This window comes from Massilia sp. HP4, from assembly GCF_005222695.1.
Taxonomy (GTDB): Bacteria; Pseudomonadota; Gammaproteobacteria; order Burkholderiales; family Burkholderiaceae_D; genus Telluria.
In genome coordinates this window covers 238,727-259,709 of the sequence record NZ_STGG01000064.1, presented here as the reverse complement: position 1 = coordinate 259,709, position 20,983 = coordinate 238,727, and the positions used below count along the sequence as shown (strand labels likewise).

Sequence of the window (20,983 nt, the reverse complement as noted above, 5' to 3'; positions counted from 1 at the left end):
TGCTGGTTAACATGAAATATCCCACTTTTATGTCTACTGCAACTCAAGATACCGGTATGGAAAGCTTCGCAGCCCTCTTCGAGGAATCGCTGCAACGCCAGGACATGCGTTCGGGCGAAGTCATCTCGGCTGAAGTCGTCCGCCTGGATCACAACTTCGTCATCGTCAACGCTGGCCTGAAGTCGGAAGCCTTCATCCCGGTCGAAGAATTCAAGAACGACCAGGGCGAACTGGAAGTTCAGATCGGCGATTTCGTTTCCGTGGCTATCGAGTCGCTGGAAAACGGCTTCGGCGACACCATCCTGTCGCGCGACAAGGCCAAGCGCCTGGCGTCGTGGCTGGCACTGGAAAAAGCGATGGAATCGGGCGAAATCGTCACCGGTACCGTCAACGGCAAAGTCAAAGGCGGCCTGACCGTCCTGACCAACGGCATCCGCGCCTTCCTGCCGGGTTCGCTGGTTGACACCCGTCCAGTCAAGGACACCACCCCATTCGAAGGCAAGACCCTCGAATTCAAGGTCATCAAGCTGGACCGCAAGCGTAACAACGTCGTGCTGTCGCGTCGTGCCGTCATCGAAGCCTCGATGGGCGAAGAGCGCGCGAAGCTGATGGAAACCCTGAAAGAAGGCACCGTGGTCACCGGCGTCGTCAAGAACATCACCGACTACGGTGCGTTCGTCGACCTGGGCGGCATCGACGGCCTGCTGCACATCACCGACCTGGCATGGCGTCGTGTGCGTCACCCGTCCGAAGTCCTGTCGGTTGGCCAAGAGATCACCGCCAAGGTCCTCAAGTACGATCAAGAGAAGAACCGCGTTTCGCTGGGCGTCAAGCAACTGGGCGACGATCCATGGACCGGTCTGTCGCGTCGTTACCCACAAGGCACCCGCCTGTTCGGTAAAGTCACCAACCTCACCGACTACGGCGCGTTCGTCGAAGTCGAGCAGGGTATCGAAGGCCTGGTCCACGTGTCGGAAATGGACTGGACCAACAAGAACGTGGCGCCAAACAAAGTTGTCCAACTGGGCGACGAAGTGGAAGTCATGGTCCTGGAAATCGACGAAGAGCGTCGCCGTATCTCGCTGGGCATGAAGCAGTGCAAAGCGAACCCATGGGACGACTTCGGCATGACCCACAAGAAGGGCGACAAGGTCAAGGGTTCGATCAAGTCGATCACCGACTTCGGCGTCTTCATCGGCCTGCCAGGCAATATCGATGGCCTGGTCCACCTGTCCGACCTGTCGTGGACCGAAGCCGGCGAAGAAGCCGTGCGTCGCTTCAAGAAGGGCGACGAGCTGGAAGCCGTGGTCCTGGCAATCGACGTCGAGCGCGAGCGTGTTTCGCTGGGCGTGAAGCAACTCGAAGGCGACCCGTTCAACAACTTCGCTTCGCTGAACGACAAGGGCACCCTGGTCACCGGCACCGTGAAATCGGTTGAGCCTAAAGGCGCCGTGATCGCCCTGTCGGAAGAAGTCGAAGGCTACCTGCGCGCTTCGGAAATCTCGCGTGACCGCGTGGAAGACGCTGGCACCCACCTGAAAGTGGGCGACAAGGTCGAAGCACTGGTCATCAACATCGATCGCAAGGCTCGCAGCATCCAGCTGTCGATCAAGGCGAAAGACAATGTCGATACCCAAGAAGCAATGAGCAAATTGGCCAACGACAACAGCGCAGCTTCGGGCACCACCAGCCTGGGCGCACTGCTCAAAGCCAAGTTCGACAATAAGAACTAATCAGGAATTTCCTGAGGAGCTGCGATGACCAAATCCGAGCTGATCAACCGTCTGGCTGAGCGTTATTCCCAGCTGGTGGCAAAGGATGCGGAGTTCGCTGTCAAGACCATCCTCGATGCGATGACCAACGCCCTGTCGACCGGGCAGCGCATCGAGATCCGTGGTTTCGGCAGCTTTTCGCTGAACAGCCGTCCCCCGCGCATCGGCCGCAATCCGAAGTCCGGCGACAAGGTGATGGTGCCCGAAAAACGGGTGCCGCACTTCAAGCCGGGCAAGCAGTTGCGCGAGCGGGTGGATGCGATGGTCGGGCAACCGATCATCAACGATTGAATCGTCACACAGTCCACGAGAACGGCATCCGCAAGGGTGCCGTTTTTTTATCCCTGTCTTCCGGCCAGCGGCCCCACGCCGCATGTCATTTTGAAATATCATGGCGAATATGCGACACTTCGCCCTCACACCATTCTCCAGCGGAACCTGCTGATGAAATTCGTCTCGACCATCGTCGGAATCGTCCTGTTCATCCTCTTCTTCGGCTTTGCCTTGAAGAACACCCAGGAAGTCGACCTGCACTTCTTCCTGCAATATGAATTGCGCGGCCCGCTGGTGCTGATGCTGCTGGCGTTCTTCGTGGCCGGCGCCGCCCTTGGCATCCTGGCGCTGACCCCGACCGTGTTCCGCCAGCGCCGCGAGAAGTGGCTCAACAAGATCACCATCCAGTCGCTGCAGAGCGCCGCCGGCACCGGCACGCCGGTCGCTCCAGCACCGGACAGCGTGCCGCCGGTCCCGCCGCGCCACTGAACAATAAGAAAACAAGAACTCCATGGAATTTGAACTCTGGATGCTGCTTGGCATCCCCTTCTTTTTTGGTCTCGGCTGGCTTGCCGCCCGGGTCGACATCAATGAACTGGTCTCCGAGTCGCGCACCTTGCCGCGCGGCTATTTCAAGGGCTTGAACCACCTGCTGAACGACCAGCCCGACAAGGCCATCGATTCCTTCATCGAGATCGTCAAGCTCGACCCCGAATCGGCCGATATGCACTTTGCGCTGGGCAATCTGTTCCGCCGCCGCGGCGAGACCGAGCGCGCCATCCGGGTGCACCAGAACCTGCTGGCGCGGCCCGACCTGCCGGTCGAGGACAAGGCGCATGCGCAATATGAGCTCGGCATCGACTACCTGAAGGCCGGCCTGCTCGATCGCGCCGAAGAGACCTTCAACCAGCTGGTCGACACCTCGTATGCGGTGAAGGCGCGCCGTTCGCTGCTCGAGATCTACCAGCGCGAGAAGGAGTGGAAGCGCGCCATCGCGGCGGCCGAAGGCCTGCAGGAATCGGGCGCCGGTTCCCGCCAAAAGGAGATCGCCCAGTTCTATTGCGAACTGGCCCAGGATGCGCTGGTGCACATGGCGCCGAGCGACGCCATGCTATTGCTCGAGAAGGCGCTGGAAGCCGACCGCCACAGCGTACGCGCCACCATCCTGCGCGGCGACGCGCTGCTGGCCCAGGGCGACGTCGAAGAGGCCTTGAAGACCTGGCGCCGCGTCGAGCAGCAGAGCGTGCCGCACGTGGCCCTGGTCGCCACCCGCCTTATGGATGGCTACCGCAAGGTCGGCCGCCCGCAAGAGGGCGTCAACCTGCTCAAATCCTACCTGGCCGAGGCCTCGTCGATCGACCTGATCGAAGTCGTGTTCAAGGCCGTCATCGAACTCGACGGCGTGCAGGCGGCCAAGGAACTGGTGGTGGAGGAATTGCGCCGCAACCCAACCCTGCTGGGCCTGGATAAATTGCTGGAAGCGCGCCTGATGGATGCGCCGGCGAATATCTGGGAAGAGCTGTCGATGGTCAAGAACCTGGTGCAGCGCTATACGCAGAAGCTGGCGCGCTACCAGTGCAGCCACTGCGGCTTCAAGGCGCGCCAGTTCTACTGGCAATGCCCGGGGTGCAACCGTTGGGATTCCTACCCGCCGCGCCGCACCGAAGAACTGAACGTCATGAACTGAGCACCATGAACAACCCGACTCCAAGCCGCTTGCTGGCGGCCGACGACTTCCGCCAGCAGGCGGCCCCGCAACTGTCCGCCGTGCGCCTGCTGGTGGTGGGCGACGTGATGCTCGACCGCTATTGGTTTGGCGACGTGTCGCGCATCTCGCCCGAGGCGCCAGTGCCGGTGGTGCGGATCCAGAAACGCGAGGAACGCCTGGGCGGCGCGGCCAACGTGGCGCGCAATGCCGCCGCCCTCGGCGCGCATACCGGCCTGTTGGGCGTGGCTGGGGCCGACGAGGCCGGCGACCAGATGGAGCAGCTGCTGCAGGATGGCGGCATCCACAGCTACCTCAAGCGCGATGAAGCCATCTCGACCATCATCAAGCTGCGCGTGATCGGGCGCCAGCAGCAGATGGTGCGGATCGATTTCGAGGATGCGCCGACCGAGGATGTCCTGCGGAACAAGCTGACCCAGTTTAAGGCGCTGCTGCCGGACTACGATGTCATCATCCTGTCCGACTACAACAAGGGTTCGCTGGTCAATGTGGCCGAGATGATTGCACTGGCGCGGGCGGCGGGCAAGATCGTGCTGGTCGACCCGAAGGGCGACGATTTCACGCCCTACAAGGGCGCGAGCATCCTGACCCCGAACCGTTCCGAGCTGCAGCAAGTCGTCGGCGGCTGGAAGACTGAAGAGCAATTGCTCGAGAAAGCGCAGAAGCTGCGCGAGGAACTGGGCCTGGATGCGCTGCTGCTGACCCGCTCCGAAGAGGGCATGAGCCTGTTCACGAAAGACGAAGTGCTGCACGTGCACGCCGATGCGCGCGAGGTGTTCGACGTCTCGGGTGCGGGCGACACCGTGATCGCCACGCTGGCCACCATGCTGGGCACCGGCGCGCCGCTGGCCGAGGCGCTGGTGACGGCCAACCGCGCCGGCGGCATCGTCGTCGGCAAGCTGGGCACGGCGACCGTCACCCGCGGGGAGCTGTTCCCCGCTTGACGCTTGATCGCGCTCAATCCTCGGGGCCCAACCGTAGCCGGGGTCATCCGTCTAAGTGAACACCGGCGGCGCCGCTGCCGGGCGACCTCACCTTACGGAGAAACTTCGATGATCAAGAAACTGATGCTTGCCTTCGCTGCGCTGGCCATGTCGAGCGGGATCGCTTTTGCCCAAGTGGACGTGAACAAGGCCGACGCCGCCGCGCTCGACGGCGTCAAGGGCGTGGGACCGAGCATGTCCAAGGCCATCCTGGACGAACGCACCAAGGGCGCATTCAAGGATTGGGCCGACCTGCAGGGCCGCATCAAGGGCTTGGGCGACAAGAAGGCCGCCAAGCTCTCCGAGGCCGGCCTGGTGGTCAATGGCAAGGGCAAGGAAGGCGCGGCGGCCAAGCCGGCCGCGAAGGACGCCAAGCCGAGCCAGACCGCGGATGCCAAGGCCGCAATGTGACATGTATTGACTGACATTCGCGCGGGCGCGTGGCAAGATGTACAAGCTCGACTGTTACAGCTTGCACACCAATACCAGAAAGGTAATCATGCCTCACGCCCGTGTTTCCACCGCCTTGCTGGCGGCCCTGCTGGCCGCTGCGACCGGCGCCTCTGCAGCCACTTCTGCACAACCCAATATCACCGCCCAGCAAGCCCAAATCAACAAGATTCTTGGCGAAATTTCGCAGAAGCGTATCGAAGGCCATATCCGCAAGCTGGTCAGCTTCGGCACCCGTCACACGATGTCGGAGACCGAATCCGAGACGCGCGGCATCGGCGCCGCCCGCCGCTGGATCAAGGCCGAGCTGGAGCGCTGCGGCGCCGGCACGCCGCTGCAGGTCGCCTTCGACAGCCACGTGGCGCCGGTCTCGGCCCGCATCTCGAAACCGACCGAGATCGTCAACGTGGTCGCGACCCTGCCGGGCACGCAAGCCGCGTCGACCGACCGCATGTACGTGGTCAGCGGCCACTACGATTCGCGCGCCTCGGACGTGATGGATGCAACGTCGGATGCGCCGGGCGCCAACGACGACGCCTCGGGCACCGCCGCGATCATGGAGCTGGCCTGCGTGATGGCCAGGTACAAGTTCGACGCGACGCTCGTGTTCATGGCCGTCGCGGCCGAAGAGCAGGGACTGATCGGCGCGCGCCACTGGGCGACCCAGGCGCGCGAAAAGGGCTGGAACGTGGCCGGCATGTTCACCAACGACATCATCGGCAGCTCGCGCGGCGACGACGGCAAGGTCGACGATAAATCGGTGCGCCTGTTCGCCCAGAGCATCCCGGCGACCAGGGAAATGAGCGAGGCCGTGCGCCAGCTGGTGGCGACCGGCGGCGAGAACGATTCGATCTCGCGCCAGCTCGCGCGCCACACCAAGGAGCAGGGCGAGCGCTACGTGAAGGGCTTCAAGGTATCCGTCATCCAGCGCCACGACCGCTACCTGCGCGGCGGCGACCACATGCCGTTCCTGGAGCAGGGCTACGCCGCGCTGCGCTTTACCGAGCCGGCCGAGAACTTCGACCACCAGCACCAGGACCTGCGCACCGAAAACGGCAAGGTGTATGGCGACACGATCGACCACGTCGACTTCCGCTACGTTGCCAATGTCACCAAGGTGAATGGCGCCGCGATGGCATCGCTGGCGCTGGCGCCATCTGCGCCGCAGGAAGTGAAGCTGCGCACCGCTGGCCTGACCAACGATTCGACCCTGGTGTGGAAGGCGAATGCCGAACCGGACCTGGCCGGCTACCGCCTCGTGTGGCGCGATACGACCAGTGCGAACTGGGAAGGCTCGAAGTGGGTCGGCAACGTCACCGAAGCGACGGTCGAGCTGTCGAAGGATAATGTGTTCTTCGGTGTGCAGGCCGTCGACAAGGACGGCAACGTCAGTCCGGCGAGCTATCCCTTGCCGCTGCGGTAGGGTTGGCGGCTTCGCCGCCGACGCGGTGATGGTTGGCAGCCAGATCATCCGGCGCGGGAGCGGAGCGGCTGGTTGGCAGCCAGATCATCCGGCGCGGGAGCGGAGCCGCTCCCGACGCCGTATTGCTTCTCGGATTAAAATGGCGCTTTGGTATCGCAAGGAATAGAGAAAGCAATGGCTTACAAGACCATCGAAGCCACGATCGGCAACACGCCGCTCGTGCAGCTGCAGCGCCTGCCTGGCGCCGACATCGCGGCCCGCAACAACATCATCCTGGGCAAGCTGGAAGGCAATAACCCGGCCGGTTCGGTGAAGGACCGGGCTGCGATGTCGATGCTGCGCGGCGCCGAACAGCGCGGCCAGATCAAGCCGGGCGATACCCTGATCGAAGCGACCAGCGGCAATACCGGCATCGCGCTGGCGATGGCGGCGGCGATCCTCGGCTACAAGATGATCCTCTTGATGCCCGACAACCTGTCGGTCGAGCGCCGCCAGAGCATGGCCGCCTACGGTGCGCAAATCATCCTGACCCCGAAATCGGGCGGCATGGAATACGCGCGCGACATGGCCGAGCAGATGCAAAAAGACGGCCAGGGCATCATCCTCGACCAGTTCGCCAACTTCGACAATCCACGCGCCCACTACGAGACGACCGGCCCCGAGATCTGGCGCGATACCGAAGGCCGCATCACGCACTTCGTCAGCGCCATGGGCACCACCGGCACCATCATGGGCGTGTCGCGCTACCTGAAGGAACAGAACGACGCCATCCGGATCGTCGGCGCCCAGCCCGAAGAAGGCTCGTCGATTCCGGGCATCCGCAAATGGCCCGAAGCCTACCTGCCGAAGATCTACGAGGCGGCGCGCGTCGACCAGGTCGAGAGCGTGAGCCAGGCATCAAGCGAACAGATGGCGCGCCGGCTGGCGGCCGAAGAAGGCATCTTCTGCGGCATCTCGGCCGCCGGCGCCTGCGAAGTGGCGCTGCGCATCGCGCAGACCGTGGAGAATGCGACCATCGTGTTCGTGGTGTGCGATCGCGGTGACCGCTACCTGTCGACCGGCGTCTTCCCCGCCTGATTGGTCCTGGCAAATAAAAAGGCCGCCTGGATGACAGGCGGCCTTGTCGTATCAGTCGCTGGGACTGCATAGATCGTTCAACCGGCGTATGGCCGGCGCTAAACGGTCGTCCGCCAATGCGGCGGCTCGTACGCCCGCGCGGGCGTACGCACTACTTATCCGGCGGCGCGCAAGGCGCCGTCATTCCTGCAAAAAGCCCCGGCGCAAAAGCGCCAGCGGCTTCTCAGTCTTTCGATGCAGGAACCGCGCCTTCTTTCGGCTTGAACTGCTTGTCGCTGATGCGGAATTTCGCACGGCGATCGCCCATCAGGTAGCGCAGGTCGCGGATCGACAGGTCGCTCACTTCGTGCATGCGGATCAGCAGCGACGCACCGACCGGCAGGCGGTGGTGGCGGATCTTCGAGATCACCGGCGGCGCGACTTCGAGTGCGCGCGACAGCGCTGCGTCGTTCTTCAGGCGCAGGTTCTCGATCAGGGTATCCAGCAGGCGGTTGGGGTTGTACTGAAGCAGCTCGTCGCCTTCCGAATCGCTGTTCATATCAATGCCGACTTGGTTAGTCATGATTCAAATTCCTATCTGGGGGTTGAAACGGAGTCGCTGGCGGCGTTCGATTCCGGAAGTTTAATTTCGTAATTTTCTATTCAATTGTACAACTATTTTTATTCCGATACTCATGAGCAAGTCGGAATCGTTTCTCTCACTTCGGATTGTTGTCTAGTTGCAACAATAGCCGCAATGCAATTCTCTCATAAAATCACTGGAGAAATATATTGTTTTTTGAATAAGCAATAGTGTACGGGCATCCAGCATTTGATGCCGCACGGTACGAGATTTACTGACGAAAAGGAAAGAAAATAGGGGGTATGCTAAAACACATGCCATATTTGCCACTAACGTGACACAGTTGGCCGTGGATACCCCTGGGGGTATGTAGGAGGATGCCTACGTGGAATAGACGAGGTAAAAGGGAAACCTGTTACAAAGGATTACAAAGTTTCCCGTTCGGAAATAGTCATCCAGGGCGTGCCGCCCGTACCGCCCGCCCCAGATCGACGACCGACATGGCATAGAAATAACTGCGATTGTATTTTGTGATGGCATAGAAGTTATCGTTAGCCACCCAATATTCTGTTGCTTCGGCGCCATTCTGCAGGTCGATCAAGCCATACAGGCGGTCGCCCGGCAGCGCCGTGCCGGTCGCCACGCCGGCCTCGCGCAGTTCATCCGGCCGCAAGGTCGCTTCCAGGCCGCGATCGAGCAAGCCTTCCCAGGCACGCGCCGGCGAGACGTCGGCCGCGAACACGGTCGGGCCGCGGTGCTCGGCGTTCCAGCCATGCTGGACCAGGAAATTGGCCACGCTGCCGATCGCGTCGGTCGCCGAGCCGCGCAGGTCGACCCGGCCATCGCTGTCGAAGTCGACCCCATATTTGAGGATATTGCTTGGCATGAACTGCGGCATCCCGACCGCGCCAGCGAACGAGCCCAGCAGCGAGAACGGATCGTAGCCGCGCTCGCGTGCCAGCACCAGGGTATTGGCCAGCTCGTCGCGGAAGAAGGCCTTGCGCGCGGCCTGGTTCGGCGTCTCGGGATAGGCGAAGGCGAGCGTGGTCAGGCTGTCGAGCACGCGGAACTTGCCGGTATCGCGGCCATAGATGGTCTCGATGCCGATGATGCCGACGATGATCTCGGCCGGCACGCCATATGCCGCTTCGGCGCGCGCCAGCGCCTCGGCATGCTCGTTCCAGAAGCGCACGCCGGCGCGGATGCGGATCGGCTCGATGAAGCGCGCGCTATAGGCTTGCCAGTTCTTCGGCTTGCCCGGCGGCGCCGGCTTGACCAGCTGCACGGCGCGGTCGATGAAGCGGACGTCCTTGAACAGCGCCTGCAGCGCTTCGCGCTCGAAGCCGTGGGTGGCGACCATCTCTTCGATGAACTCGCGCACCGGCAGCCATTCGAGGAAGTTGACGTGCTCGGGATCCAGCTCGGCGGCGGCAGTAACCCGGGCCTGGGATTGGGTGCTCTGGCCGGCGGCGAAGGCCTCGCCATGGGCGCCGGCGAAGAGGGCGATTGCGGAAAGTGCGGAAACAATGAATTTCATTTGACTTGCAACAATAAGCTTTTCAAGGTGGCGGTCAGCCGGGGATCGGCCGTCGGGGGCGCATAGCGCCAGGCGCTGTAACGACGCAGGAATTCTTGCGCCGCCGCGCGCGATTGGGGCGCCAGCTCAGTGGCGCCGGCGACCCGCGCCGCGTAGGCGCTCGGTCCTTCATCCTGGGCACGCGCCAGGCCCAGCTGGCCGAGACGCTTGCACAGGGTCGAGTATAGAGCATCGACCGGATGCCGTTCGCCACGACGGCGCAGAAATCTCAGCAAAACCAGCGCCAGGACAACAGACGCCAGCAAGGCGATGAAAGGCCAGCCGAACAGCTTGCGCTGCAGCTCGCGCACCACCTCGCGCTGGCGCTCGGGCGTATAGTTGAGTACCCACTGGTTCCAGCCATTGTTGACGGCGTTGACGGCATTGCGCAGCTCGGCCATCCAGGCATTGCTGCGGCCCTGGAACGGGTTCATGCCGCGCAGCGCCTCGATGCCGAACGGGGGCGGGCGCGGAACCGAGGCGTCCAGGCCGCGCCGCACGCGCTCGGGCGCCACGGCGGCGGTCGGGTCGACCCGCTGCCAGCCGATCCCCGCGATCCAGACTTCGGCCCAGGCGTGGGCGTCGGACTGGCGCACCGTCATGAAGCCGTCGAGCGGATTGATCTCGCCGCCCTGGTAGCCGGTCACCACGCGCGCCGGGATGCCGGCGGCGCGCATCAGGAACACGAAGGCGCCCGCATAGTGTTCGCAAAAGCCCGAGCGGGTGCCGTACAGGAACTCGTCGACCGTGTGCCGTCCCAGCAGCGGCGGCGACAGCGTGTACTGGAACGGCTGCTCGCGGAACTGCCCCAGCACGGCTTCGACCCGCTGCGCCGGATCGGGGATCTTGCGCAGCGCGCGGCCGGCGGCCAGCGCGCGCGGATTGAAGCCATAGGGCAGCAGCAGCCAGCGCCGGGCGTCGTCCAGCGTCGGGCCGCCCTGGAAGGCGAACTGCAGGTGCGAGCTGGCGCGATAGCGCACGCGGGTGTCCAGGGCATCGTTGGCGGTCAGCTCGAATTGCGGCGAGATGCGCAACTGGTGGCCCGGCACCGCGGGCAGCTCGCCCGGCATCTCGAGCGCGAACACCCAGCGCGATGGCGACGGCTCGAGCGTGACCTCGTACTCCACCGGGTCGCCGCTGACCGAGAGGTGCAGGTCGCGGCCCGAGGCCTGGCTGGCGCCGCGCGACCAGGTCAGGCCGTCGAAGAAATCGAGCACCGGGCCGCGCCAGTAGAGTTGGGCCTGCACCGGCGGCGGCGTGAAGAAACGTACCCGAAACGCCGGCTCCTCGGACAGCGCCAGGTTCGACATCTGGCCCGGCGCCATCGTGTCCGACAGGCCCGAGCGCGCGCCGCCCGAGTCGCCCGGCATGGTCCACAGCGGTCCGTGGATGCGCGGGAAGACCACGAACAGCAGGATCGCGATCGGCGCCGCGAAGGCGAGCATGCGGCCGGCCATCGCCAGGCGGGTGCGCAGCGGCGGCACGGCGCCCGTGAACTGGAACGACAGCTGGGTGGCGAGCAGCAGCAGCACCGAGGCCACCATCAGCACGGCGCTGCCGATGCCCTGGGCATAGAAGAAGTTGGTCAGCACCAGGAAGAAGCACAGGAAGATCACCACGAACAGGTCGCGCCGCGCATGCATCTCGAGCATCTTGAAGGCCACCAGCAGCACCAGCATCGCCACCCCGGCATCCTTGCCGAGCAGGGTCTCGTAGCTGAACTGCACGCCGGCCATCGCGGCCACCGCCACCGGCAGCAGCACCAGGGCCGGCGGCATGCGCTTGCCGCGCAGGGTGATCGCGGCGCGCCAGGCCAGGGTGGCGCCGCACAGCAGCGAGACCCACAGCGGCAGGTGCGTGGTATGCGGGGCCAGCACCAGCACCGCGCTGGCCAGCAGCAGCAGGGTGTCGGCCTTGTCGCGCGTGAGCGCCGTGGCGAAAGGCTTCATGCGGCGTCCTCGCTGCCGCCGCCGGTCCCGTACAGCGCCAGCGCGCGCAGGCAGGCGGCCTGGTGGGCCGCGCCGAGGGCGGCGTCGAAGCGCAGCGCGCCCAGGCGGAAGGCATAGGGCAGGGCGCGGCCCTCGGCCTCGAGCACCCAGCGCGTCATGCGCGACAGGCGCAGCTCGAGGTCGAGCGTGGCCGGGATCGCGTCGAAGTCGAGCACCAGCTCGTCGCCGCCGCCACCCTCGAAATGCTTGGACACCAGCGCGCCGCCGATGCTGGGATCGAGCCGGGCGATCTGGCGCCAGGCCAGCTGGCGCGGCGAATCGCCAGCCTGGTAGTTGCGCACGCCGGCGAAATCGTCGTGGCCGGACGCACGCAGGCTGCTGCCGCTGCCGCCGCCCAGCGGCAGTGGCGGGGCGCCGTCCTCGGGCCGCGGATAGACCAGCACGCGCATGGCCGGGCGCCAGTAGCTCCAGGCGTTGAACAGGCCGAGCGGAAACCGGGTCGACAGCTTGATCCGGGCCGGCGCCAGCCAGCCGCGCTGCAAGCTCGGCACCGACAAGGTCAATACCGCATGGGTGCCGGGCAGGATGTCGGCCACGTGGCGTGGTTCGGCCACTTCGGCGAAGTCGGCCCGGATCGCGTAGCGCGCCAGGCGCGTGCGGTTGAACACCAGCAGCTCGAACTGGGCTTCCTGGCCGGCGAACACGGGCGCGGCCCGGCCCTGCTGCAGGGCCAGGTGCGCCAGGTTGCGGTAGGTGGCAACCATGTCGACCAGCGCGCACGACAGCGCCAGGAAGGTCAGGCCGAAGCCCAGGCCCAGCGCGTAATTGATCGAGCCGATCAGCAGCACCATCAGCAGCAGGGCGAAGCCGAGGCCGGCCCTGGTCGGCAGGATGAATACGCGGCGCTGCCTGAGCACCACCTCGCCGGCGTCGAGTTTGCCGGCGCGCGGCAGCCAGGCGCCGGTCGCGCGGCGCAGCCGTCCCCGCGGACCCCCGGCCATCAGACCGGCACCGCCTTCTGCAGTTGCAGCACAAGGTCGCGGCTGGCCAGCGCCGTGCCGTGGGCGGCGCGCAGCGGCCGCAGGCGGTGCGCGCAGACCGGCACCAGCACCGCCTGGATGTCTTCCGGGATCACGTGGTCGCGGCCCTCGAGGGCGGCCCAGGCGCGGCCGGCCTGCAGCAGGGCGATCGCCGCGCGCGGCGACAGGCCCTCGGCGAACAGGCCGTTCTGGCGCGACGCTTGCGCCAGCGCCTGCACATAGGTGATGAGGTTGCCGGAGGCGTGGATGGCGCGCAGCCGATGCTGGGCCGCGGCCAGTTCTTCGGGCCGCATGGCCGGTTGCAGGGTCTTGAGCATGCTGCGCCGGTCTTCGCCCATCAATAGCGCGCGCTCGGCGGCGGCGTCCGGATAGCCCAGGCTCAGGCACATCAGGAAGCGGTCGAGCTGCGATTCGGGCAGCGGGAACACGCCGACCTGGTTGGCCGGGTTCTGGGTCGCGATCACGAAGAAAGGCTCGGGCAAGGCGCGGGTAACGCCGTCGGCCGACACCTGGCGTTCTTCCATCGCCTCGAGCAGGCCAGACTGGGTCTTGGGCGTGGCGCGGTTGATCTCGTCGGCCAGCAGCACTTGCGTAAAGATGGGGCCGGGGTGGAACACGAACTCGTTCTTCTCGCGCTCGTAGACCGAGATGCCGGCCACGTCGGCCGGCAGCAGGTCGCTGGTGAACTGGACCCGGTTGAACCGCAGGCCGAGCGAGATCGCCAGCGCATGGGCCAGGGTGGTCTTGCCGACGCCGGGCAAGTCGTCCAGCAGCAGGTGGCCGCCGGCCAGCAGGCAGGTCAGGGCCAGGCGCACCTGCTGGTCCTTGCCGACCACGACTTCGTTGACCTGGCGTGCGACGGCGTGCAGTTTGTTGAACATGGATGTCCCGTGGGTTGGTCGATGCGTCTGTCGTTTTGGCGGCGGCCGAGCGGGGCGGGCGGCTGCCGTGGTAGATTAGCGCCATTGGCAAGCTTCATGCTCCGATAGGTCGAGCCGTCCCAAAGATTCTATGCGAGAACGGCGGCGCGGGGTGTGAATGGATGAGCATTGGCGGAGACGACAGCACCATGAGTACAGCGATTTACAGCCACCCCGACTGCCTGCGGCACGAGATGGGCAGCTGGCACCCCGAATCCCCGGCACGCCTGCAGGCGATCGACGACCAGCTGATCCTGGCGCGGCTGGACGGGCTGATCGAGCAGCGCAGCGCGCCGCTGGCCGAGGTCGAACAGGTCTTGCGTAACCATACGCAGGGTGCGCTGGCGCTGGTGCGCGAGAACGTGCCGGCCACGCCCGGCGACTATTATCCGCTCGACGGCGACACCTCGCTCTGTCATTACAGCTACCAGGCGGCGCTGCGCGCGGCCGGTGCGGCGGTGGCCGCCACCGACGACGTTATCGCGGGCAGCGTCTCCAACGCCTTCTGCTCGGTACGCCCGCCCGGCCACCATGCCACGCCGACCACGCCGATGGGGTTCTGCTTCTTCAATAACGTCGCGATCGCGGCGCGCCATGCGCTCGAGGCGCACGGGCTGGAACGCGTCGCCATCGTCGATTTCGATGTCCACCACGGCAACGGCACCGCCGACGCCTTCCGCGACGAGCCGCGCGTGCTGATGGCCAGCTTCTTCCAGCATCCATTCTATCCGTACAGCGACCCCGAGCCGGTCACGGCCAACAGGGTCAACCTGCCGGTACCGGCGCGCTGCGACGGCGACGCGGTGCGCGCGCTGGTGCACGAGCACTGGCTGCCGGCGCTGCATGCCTTCAAGCCGCAGATGATCTTTATTTCGGCCGGCTTCGACGGCCACCGCGACGACGATATGGGCGGCATGGGCCTGGTTGAAGCCGACTATGCGTGGATCACGCGCCAGATCATGGCGGTGGCCCGCGAGTACGCCGGCGGGCGCGTCGTGAGCTGCCTCGAAGGCGGCTACGACCTGTCGGCGCTGGGGCGCAGCGTGGTGGCGCACCTGAAGGTGATGGCGGATCTCGAGTAAAGCTTGTCCTTAGCGTGTCGTTACTTCCACTGGCGGTAGCGACTTTCCGGGAAGGGGCAACCTAAGTGACCTTCCCAATAGGAACGCATGCCCGGCTGCTTGCCCTGCCTGCGTAGAGTCGACCACCGTGAACAAGAAACACACCTTCTATGCGCTGTGCCTGCTCTCGGCTGCAGGAGCAGTCGAAGCCGCCAACTACACGCTCTGGTTGACATCCTCCCCGCCCTAAAGGACAGGAATCCCTACGGCGCCGTGCGCTCTTCTGCGGGTCGCTTCGGTGGGTTCCTGCTTCAGCGAGCGGCCTTGCTGCACCGGCTCTCCACAGGCTATGACGCGATGCCCTCGCGCTAAAATGTTGATCGCACCGACTACGTCGGCGTGGTTTTCGTAGCCACAGTCGACGCACAGGAATGAGGCCTGAGTCTGCCGATTGTCTTTCGAGATGTGACCGCAGCACGGGCAAGTCTGGCTGGTATGATGGGGCGGCACAGCCAGCAACACGCCGCCACACCACGCCATCTTGTAGTCAAGCTGGCGCCGGAATTCGCCCCATCCCTGATCGAGAATGGCGCGGTTCAGAGCGCTTTTCTGGTTGACCTTCTTTCCTGGTTGTTCGACCGTGCCCTTGGCAGACCCGGACATATTCCGCACTTGTAAGTCCTCAATACAGACGAGCGCGTGGTTTTTGCTGATCGTCGTTGTAGTTTTATGCAGAAAGTTTTTTCGCGCGTTAGCGACGTCGGTATGAATCTTCTGGACGCGGGCTTTCGCCTTCTTCCAGTTGTTGCTGAATTTGACCTTGCGGCTCATGCTGCGCTGATAGCGTGCCAGGCGCGGTTGGTGTTTCTTGAAGCTGTTTAATGGGACGACGAAATCGCCGTCGCTCATCGTAGCGAACCGGGTGATACCGGCATCGATGCCGATGGCTGTCGTTGCAGTGGGAAGGGGTTGTTCGACTTCGCGTCGCGTCTGAATCGACGCGAACCACTTTCCATCTGACTGGCTGACGGTGACGTTGCGCACTTCGCCCAATACCTCACGACTATTGCGATAGCGTAGCCAGCCGAGCTTGGGCAAACAGATGCGGTTGTTGGCCTGGTCGAGCTTGATCTGCTTCGGATCAGGGTAGCGGAAGCTCTCGCTACTGCCTTTGCGTTTGAAGCAGGGGAAGTCGGCCTGTTTCTCGAAGAAATTCTTGTATGCCTTGTCCAGGTTTCTCAAGGCCTGTTGCAATGGGTGGCAAGGCGCGTCTTTTAGCCAAGGCGTTTCAGCACTATTGCGCCAACTGGTCAAGTGCTTCGCCATGGCGACGTATCCGATGAATCTATTTCCAGCGTCGCGATTTTCCTTTTGCAGCGCCAGCGCCTTGTTGTAGACGTACCGGCACGCTCCGGCGTAGCGGCGCATGGCGCGTGCCTGCTCGCCATTGGGCCTCAGTTCGTACTTATAGGCCTGTAGACGTAGCATGTTTCGATTGTCGTCGACCCATGAGCAGTGATCACGACATAGGTCAATAAGAATCAACCGAGTATTCGTATGAAACTCTGTAGCGACGCACTCATCGCCGCTATGCAGCAGCACATCGAACTTCAGCAGCCCCTGCACTACGGATGACGAGGACAGCTCCGCCGTCTGCGCCTGCTCCGGCCGTGAACAGCGGGCTTCACCTCCGCAACCAATCAAGTGGGTGCGGGAGGCATCGGGCGCCGCGGGCAGTTAGGAACTCGACTGCGGATCAATAAGGCAACAACGGCAACTGCTCGACCAGCGCCGACGCCACGATGGCGCAGCACAGCATCAGCACGCCATACCAGCGTGCCAGCGACCGTTTCAGTTTTTCCCGTGCGCGCATTCCCAGCTCCGTCTTGTGCAGGCAAGAGGACAGTGTGCGCCCAGAATATGTCACCAGTGTTGCAATAGCTCAACTGAGCGCGAGATAGAAAGGGTGCTTGTGGCAGCGCCGCACCGTTTGCATCGGCGCTCAGCGTAGAATACCGCCTTGGACGAAAGATTAAGAGAGCAATAGTATGTCGATACAATGGTTCCCAGGCCACATGAACGCGGCCAAGCGGGAAGCGGCCGAGCAGATGGAAAACATCGATCTGGTGATCGAGGTCCTCGATGCGCGCCTGCCCGAGGCGAGCTGCAACCCGCTGGTGGAAGAGCTGCGCAAGTTTCGCCAGCGCCCCTGCCTGAAGGTCTTGAACAAGATCGACCTGGCCGACCCCGGTGCGACCGCCGCCTGGAAAGCCTATTACGATGCCCAGGACGGCGTGACCGCCTATCCGATGACCACCAAGAAGCCAGCCGACGTCGCGCGCATCCCCGACCTGGCGCTGTCGCTGGCGCCGCACCGCGGCGTGCCGACCAAGCCGCTGCGGATCATGATCATGGGAATTCCCAATGTAGGCAAGTCGACGCTGATGAACGCGCTCTTGAAAAAGCGCGTGGCCAAGGTGGGCGACGAGCCGGCCGTGACCAAGACCCAGCAGCGCCTGTACCTGAACAAGAACGTGGTGCTGGTCGACACGCCGGGCATGCTGTGGCCGAAGATCGCCATGGCCAGTGACGGCCTGATGCTGGCCGCCAGCCACGCGATCGGCACCAATGCGCTGGTCGAGGAAGAAGTGGCCGAATACCTGGGCGAGCTGCTGCTGCAGCGCTACCCGCAACTGCTCACGGCGCGCTACGGCTTTGCGACCGACGGCATGGACGGCGTGGCGGTGATCGAGGGCGTGGCCCAGCGCCGGGGCTTCCGCGTACGTGGTGGCGATTTCGATTACGAGAAGGCGGCGCACACGCTGCTGCAGGATTACCGCCAGGGCGCGCTGGGCCGCATCAGCCTCGAGACGCCCGAATCGCGCGCGGCCAGCCTGGCCCTGCATGCGGCCGAGGTGGCCGAGAAGGCCCGTATCGCGGCCGAGAAGGCGGCGGCCAGGCTGGAAGAAGCGGCGCGCGGCAAGCGCGGGACCTGATCACGCCGACGGCGGTGGCCCGAACCTGAAACTCGACACCGTCAAATTGCCCATGAACGCGTCTTCGTGATACACGCAGGCGGCCGCTTCCTGCTCGGCCGCCCCCAGCGCCACCATCAACGGAATCAGGTGTTCCTCGCGCGGATGCGCCGCCCGTGCTTGCGGCGCCGTGTCCCAGCGCAGCAGTTCCTGCTCGCGTTGCGCGGGATCGCGCTCGAGCAGCGTGTGCTGCAACCACCCATCGAAGTCCCGTGAGGCCTCGCGCCCGTTCGGCCCGAACTGGCGCAGGTTGTGGTACGACAGCCCGCTGCCGATGATCAAAATGCCCTCGTCGCGCAGCGGCGCCAGCGCGCGGCCGGCGGCCAGGTGGGTGGCCGGATCCAGGTCGCGCCGGAGCGACAGCTGCACCACCGGCATGCGCGCTTCCGGGTAGACCGGATACAGCATCGAGAACGTGCCGTGGTCGAAGCCGCGTTCGGCATCGAGCCCGGTCGGGAAGCCCGCGGCATCGAGGAGGCCAGCCACGCGCTGCGCCAGCGCCGGTTCGCCCGGGGCCGGGTAGGTGATCTGATAGGTGTGCGGCGGGAAGCCGCCATAGTCGTAGATCATGCCCGGGGCGGCGCCGGACGACACCATGAATTGCGGCGCCTCCCAGTGGGCGGTCACGACCAGCACCGCCCGCACCGTGTTGCCGGCCTCGACCCGCATCGCCGCCAGCGACGCGGCCAGCTGGTCGTAGGCAGGGCCGTACTGCTCGCGCATCCAGGGCCAGGGGCCGCCGCCGTGCGAAACGAAATAAGTGGGTAGACGCGCCATGGCCGCTCCTGCTTTGAAAGCGACCATGGTAGCCCAAGCGGCGGCAGCTTGCCGGCGCCGGGCCGGAACGACAGTTGTCGATGTATAATCGCCCCGTTTTGGTGCTCTCGCGCGCGTCCAGGTGCGCGAAGTTAAACGGGAAACACGACATGGCCGCGCCACGCGCCGCCATGGAGGTGTGCTGCCCCCGCAACGGTCAACAAGCGCCGCGCCTGCATCCAAGCAGGGCGGCAGGCGGTCTCGACAACCACTGCGCATGACGCGCAGGAAGGTGAGGCCGTCATGCTTGCCAGCCCGGATACCGGCCAAAGCAGGTGGAAGCGCGTCGAACGCGCTTCCGTTGACTCCGGTCTGCGGGGACGCAGGCCGGTGCCTTTTACCGAGACCACATTCATCATGATTCTTGCTGCCGCACCGCGCCGCGCGCCACTCGCATTGGCCTGCGCCTTCGCCCTTTCCGCCATCGCTCCCCATGTCGCCGCCCAGGACACCCTGCCGTCGATCGTCATCACCGGCCCGCGCTTCCCGGCCCAGGCCACGCCGATCGGCGCCACCGTCATCACCGCCGAGCAGATCCGCAGTGCCGGCGCTGGCGACGTGAATGCCGCGATCCGCAAGATCGGCGGCGTGTTCGGCCGCCAGAGCCTGGACGGCTCGCCCGACTTCGGCCTCGACCTGCGCGGCTTTGGCACCAATAGCGCCCAGAACACGGTGGTGCTGGTCGACGGCGTGCGCCTGAACGAGAACGAGCTGGCCCATACCGTGCTGTCGACCATTCCCGTCGACACCGTCGAGCGCATCGAGATCACGCGCGGTGGCAGCAGCGTGCTGTATGGCGATGGCGCGACCGGCGGCGTGGTCAATATCGTTACCCGCCGCGGCACGGGCGCGGGGACCCACGGCTCCCTCTTTATCGAAGGCGGCCGTTTCGACCACCTCGACCTGCGCGCGTCGATCGCGCACGGCGCCGGGCCATGGTCGTTCGACGCCGCGGTAAGCGACCGCCGCACCGATAACTACCGCGACAACAACAAGTACGAGCAAACCAGCTTCAGTGGCGGCCTGCAGTACGCCTACGCGCCCAACGGCCGCGCCGGCCTGCGTTTCGAAACCTCGCGTTCCGACTCGCGCCTGCCAGGCTCCTTGACGGAAGCGGAATTCCTGTCGGTGCCGACCCGGAGCAATACGCCGAACGACTTCGGCTCGCTCGACACCGACCGCGTGACCGCCTTCATCGAACACCGCGTCGGCGCGCTCGAGCTGGCCGCCGAGCTGTCGCACCGCGAGCGCGACGTCAGCGCGACCTATGTGTCGGACTGGGGCACCTCGGCCTCACGCTACGAAGCCGAGCAGACCCAGTTCTCGCCGCGCCTGCGCCACACCCACGATTTCGGCGACAAGCGCAACGAATTCGTGACCGGCATCGACCTGATGCGCTGGGAACGCGACGTCACCTCCAGCTTCTCGGCCGGCGCCGCGCGCCAGGACTCGAAAGCCTTCTACCTGCGCGACGAGCTGCGCTGGAATGCCCCGCATAACGCCCGCCTGGCGCTCGGTGGCCGCCACGAACGCTTCGAAAAGGACTACAGCGACCCACTCGCATTCCCGCCGGTCGTGGGCGAGCACCGCAAGCAGTCGCTCAATGCCTGGACCGTCGAAGGCAGCATCGACGTGGTGCCGCTGGTGACCGTGTTCGCCAAGGCCGGCCGCAGCTACCGCATCGCCAATATCGATGAAAACAGTTTCCGCTCGACGCTGGACGTGCTGGAGCCGCAGACTTCGCGCGACCTGGAGCTGGGCGTGGCCGCCGGCAATGAAGCGAGGAAGGCGACCGCGCGTGTGTTCCGCCACCGCCTGACCAATGAGATCTATTACGATCCGACCATCGGCTTTGGCGCCAACACCAATCTCGACCCGACCCGCCGCCAGGGCGTGGAAGTGGAAGGGCAAGCGGTCCTGGCCGACGCCTGGCGCCTTACCGGCTCGTGGCAATACGTGCAGGCCGAGTTCCGCGACGGCCCGAACGCCGGCCGCGACATGGTGCTGGTGCCGAAGCACGTCGTCACCGCGCGCCTGGCCTGGACGCCGGGCGACGGCCAGACCGCCGACATCGGCGCCCAGTGGGTCGACAGCCAGCGCTATGGCGACGATTTCACCAATAGCTGCAGCACCCGCATGCCGTCGTTCACCACGGTCGACGCCCGCTATGCGCGCCGCTTCGGTCCGTGGGAAGCGGCGATCTCGGGCCTGAACCTGGCCGACCGCCAGTACTTCAGCCAGGCTTTCAGCTGCCGCGCCGGCATCTATCCGAGCGCCGGCCGCCAGCTCAAGCTGTCGCTGCGCTACGACTTCTGACGCC

General features: G+C 64.9%; 18 protein-coding genes and 1 riboswitch. Of the genes, 11 read left to right on the top strand and 7 right to left on the bottom strand.

The window, feature by feature from the left end:
* The first annotated feature begins 29 nt into the window (after positions 1 to 29).
* The 8 genes from rpsA to cysM all read left to right on the top strand — a co-directional run bounded on the left by rpsA (position 30) and on the right by cysM (position 7,704).
* Positions 30 to 1,733: a 30S ribosomal protein S1 gene (rpsA, locus tag E8M83_RS23975; protein WP_137175859.1), complete on the top strand. Its 1,704-nt coding sequence runs from the start codon at positions 30 to 32 to the stop codon at positions 1,731 to 1,733.
* 24 nt (positions 1,734 to 1,757) lie between these two features.
* On the top strand, positions 1,758 to 2,063 hold the full coding sequence (locus E8M83_RS23970) for an integration host factor subunit beta (RefSeq protein ID WP_137175858.1): 306 nt from the start codon (positions 1,758 to 1,760) through the stop codon (positions 2,061 to 2,063).
* A gap of 153 nt (positions 2,064 to 2,216) precedes the next feature.
* Positions 2,217 to 2,534, top strand: coding sequence for a lipopolysaccharide assembly LapA domain-containing protein (locus E8M83_RS23965; RefSeq protein WP_137175857.1), 318 nt, complete (start codon positions 2,217 to 2,219; stop codon positions 2,532 to 2,534).
* Between the two features lie 22 nt (positions 2,535 to 2,556).
* A complete protein-coding gene (gene lapB, locus E8M83_RS23960; protein WP_137175856.1) occupies positions 2,557 to 3,732 on the top strand; it encodes a lipopolysaccharide assembly protein LapB in 1,176 nt (391 codons plus the stop codon).
* 5 nt (positions 3,733 to 3,737) lie between these two features.
* On the top strand, positions 3,738 to 4,715 hold the full coding sequence (gene rfaE1, locus E8M83_RS23955; RefSeq protein WP_137175855.1) for a D-glycero-beta-D-manno-heptose-7-phosphate kinase: 978 nt from the start codon (positions 3,738 to 3,740) through the stop codon (positions 4,713 to 4,715).
* Positions 4,716 to 4,823: 108 nt separating this feature from the next.
* Entirely contained in the window at positions 4,824 to 5,165 is a 342-nt protein-coding gene (locus tag E8M83_RS23950; RefSeq protein WP_137175854.1) for a helix-hairpin-helix domain-containing protein, read from the top strand.
* Between the two features lie 88 nt (positions 5,166 to 5,253).
* On the top strand, positions 5,254 to 6,627 hold the full coding sequence (locus tag E8M83_RS23945; RefSeq protein WP_170976905.1) for a M20/M25/M40 family metallo-hydrolase: 1,374 nt from the start codon (positions 5,254 to 5,256) through the stop codon (positions 6,625 to 6,627).
* A 174-nt stretch (positions 6,628 to 6,801) separates the two neighbouring features.
* Positions 6,802 to 7,704, top strand: a complete 903-nt coding sequence (gene cysM, locus E8M83_RS23940) for a cysteine synthase CysM (RefSeq protein WP_137175852.1) — start codon at positions 6,802 to 6,804, stop codon at positions 7,702 to 7,704.
* 223 nt (positions 7,705 to 7,927) lie between these two features.
* On the opposite strand, the gene E8M83_RS23935 is transcribed toward cysM, so the two are convergent.
* The 5 genes from E8M83_RS23935 to E8M83_RS23915 form a co-directional block, all read right to left on the bottom strand.
* The gene (locus E8M83_RS23935; RefSeq protein ID WP_109344434.1) at positions 7,928 to 8,266 is read right to left on the bottom strand and encodes a hypothetical protein; all 339 of its coding nucleotides are present in this window, start codon (positions 8,264 to 8,266) and stop codon (positions 7,928 to 7,930) included.
* A 451-nt stretch (positions 8,267 to 8,717) separates the two neighbouring features.
* Positions 8,718 to 9,803 carry a lytic murein transglycosylase B gene (gene mltB, locus E8M83_RS23930; protein ID WP_137175851.1) on the bottom strand — a complete coding sequence of 362 codons (1,086 nt, stop codon included), beginning with the start codon at positions 9,801 to 9,803 and terminating at the stop codon, positions 8,718 to 8,720.
* Positions 9,800 to 11,791, bottom strand: coding sequence for a DUF3488 and transglutaminase-like domain-containing protein (locus tag E8M83_RS23925; protein WP_137175850.1), 1,992 nt, complete (start codon positions 11,789 to 11,791; stop codon positions 9,800 to 9,802). The genes mltB and E8M83_RS23925 overlap by 4 nt, the downstream gene beginning before the upstream one ends.
* Entirely contained in the window at positions 11,788 to 12,792 is a 1,005-nt protein-coding gene (locus E8M83_RS23920) for a DUF58 domain-containing protein (protein ID WP_137175849.1), read from the bottom strand. The genes E8M83_RS23925 and E8M83_RS23920 overlap by 4 nt, the downstream gene beginning before the upstream one ends.
* Positions 12,792 to 13,712, bottom strand: coding sequence for a MoxR family ATPase (locus E8M83_RS23915; protein ID WP_137175848.1), 921 nt, complete (start codon positions 13,710 to 13,712; stop codon positions 12,792 to 12,794). Before E8M83_RS23915 ends, E8M83_RS23920 begins: the two co-directional genes overlap by 1 nt.
* A 188-nt stretch (positions 13,713 to 13,900) precedes the next feature.
* Between E8M83_RS23915 and E8M83_RS23910 the strand changes: the two genes are divergently transcribed.
* On the top strand, positions 13,901 to 14,833 hold the full coding sequence (locus E8M83_RS23910) for a histone deacetylase family protein (RefSeq protein ID WP_137175847.1): 933 nt from the start codon (positions 13,901 to 13,903) through the stop codon (positions 14,831 to 14,833).
* Positions 14,834 to 15,058: 225 nt separating this feature from the next.
* Here the strand turns inward: E8M83_RS23910 and E8M83_RS23905 are convergent, their stop codons facing one another.
* The gene (locus E8M83_RS23905; RefSeq protein ID WP_137175890.1) at positions 15,059 to 16,300 is read right to left on the bottom strand and encodes an RNA-guided endonuclease TnpB family protein; all 1,242 of its coding nucleotides are present in this window, start codon (positions 16,298 to 16,300) and stop codon (positions 15,059 to 15,061) included.
* A 560-nt stretch (positions 16,301 to 16,860) separates the two neighbouring features.
* Here E8M83_RS23905 and ylqF point away from each other — a divergent pair.
* A complete protein-coding gene (gene ylqF, locus E8M83_RS23900; RefSeq protein WP_137175846.1) occupies positions 16,861 to 17,808 on the top strand; it encodes a ribosome biogenesis GTPase YlqF in 948 nt (315 codons plus the stop codon).
* Here ylqF and E8M83_RS23895 read toward each other — a convergent pair whose 3' ends face one another.
* Positions 17,809 to 18,624, bottom strand: coding sequence for a class III extradiol ring-cleavage dioxygenase (locus E8M83_RS23895; RefSeq protein ID WP_137175845.1), 816 nt, complete (start codon positions 18,622 to 18,624; stop codon positions 17,809 to 17,811).
* An 82-nt stretch (positions 18,625 to 18,706) separates the two neighbouring features.
* Positions 18,707 to 18,949, top strand: a riboswitch (cobalamin riboswitch).
* A 71-nt stretch (positions 18,950 to 19,020) separates the two neighbouring features.
* Here E8M83_RS23895 and E8M83_RS23890 point away from each other — a divergent pair.
* Positions 19,021 to 20,979, top strand: coding sequence for a TonB-dependent receptor (locus tag E8M83_RS23890; RefSeq protein ID WP_137175844.1), 1,959 nt, complete (start codon positions 19,021 to 19,023; stop codon positions 20,977 to 20,979).
* Positions 20,980 to 20,983 lie beyond the last annotated feature (4 nt).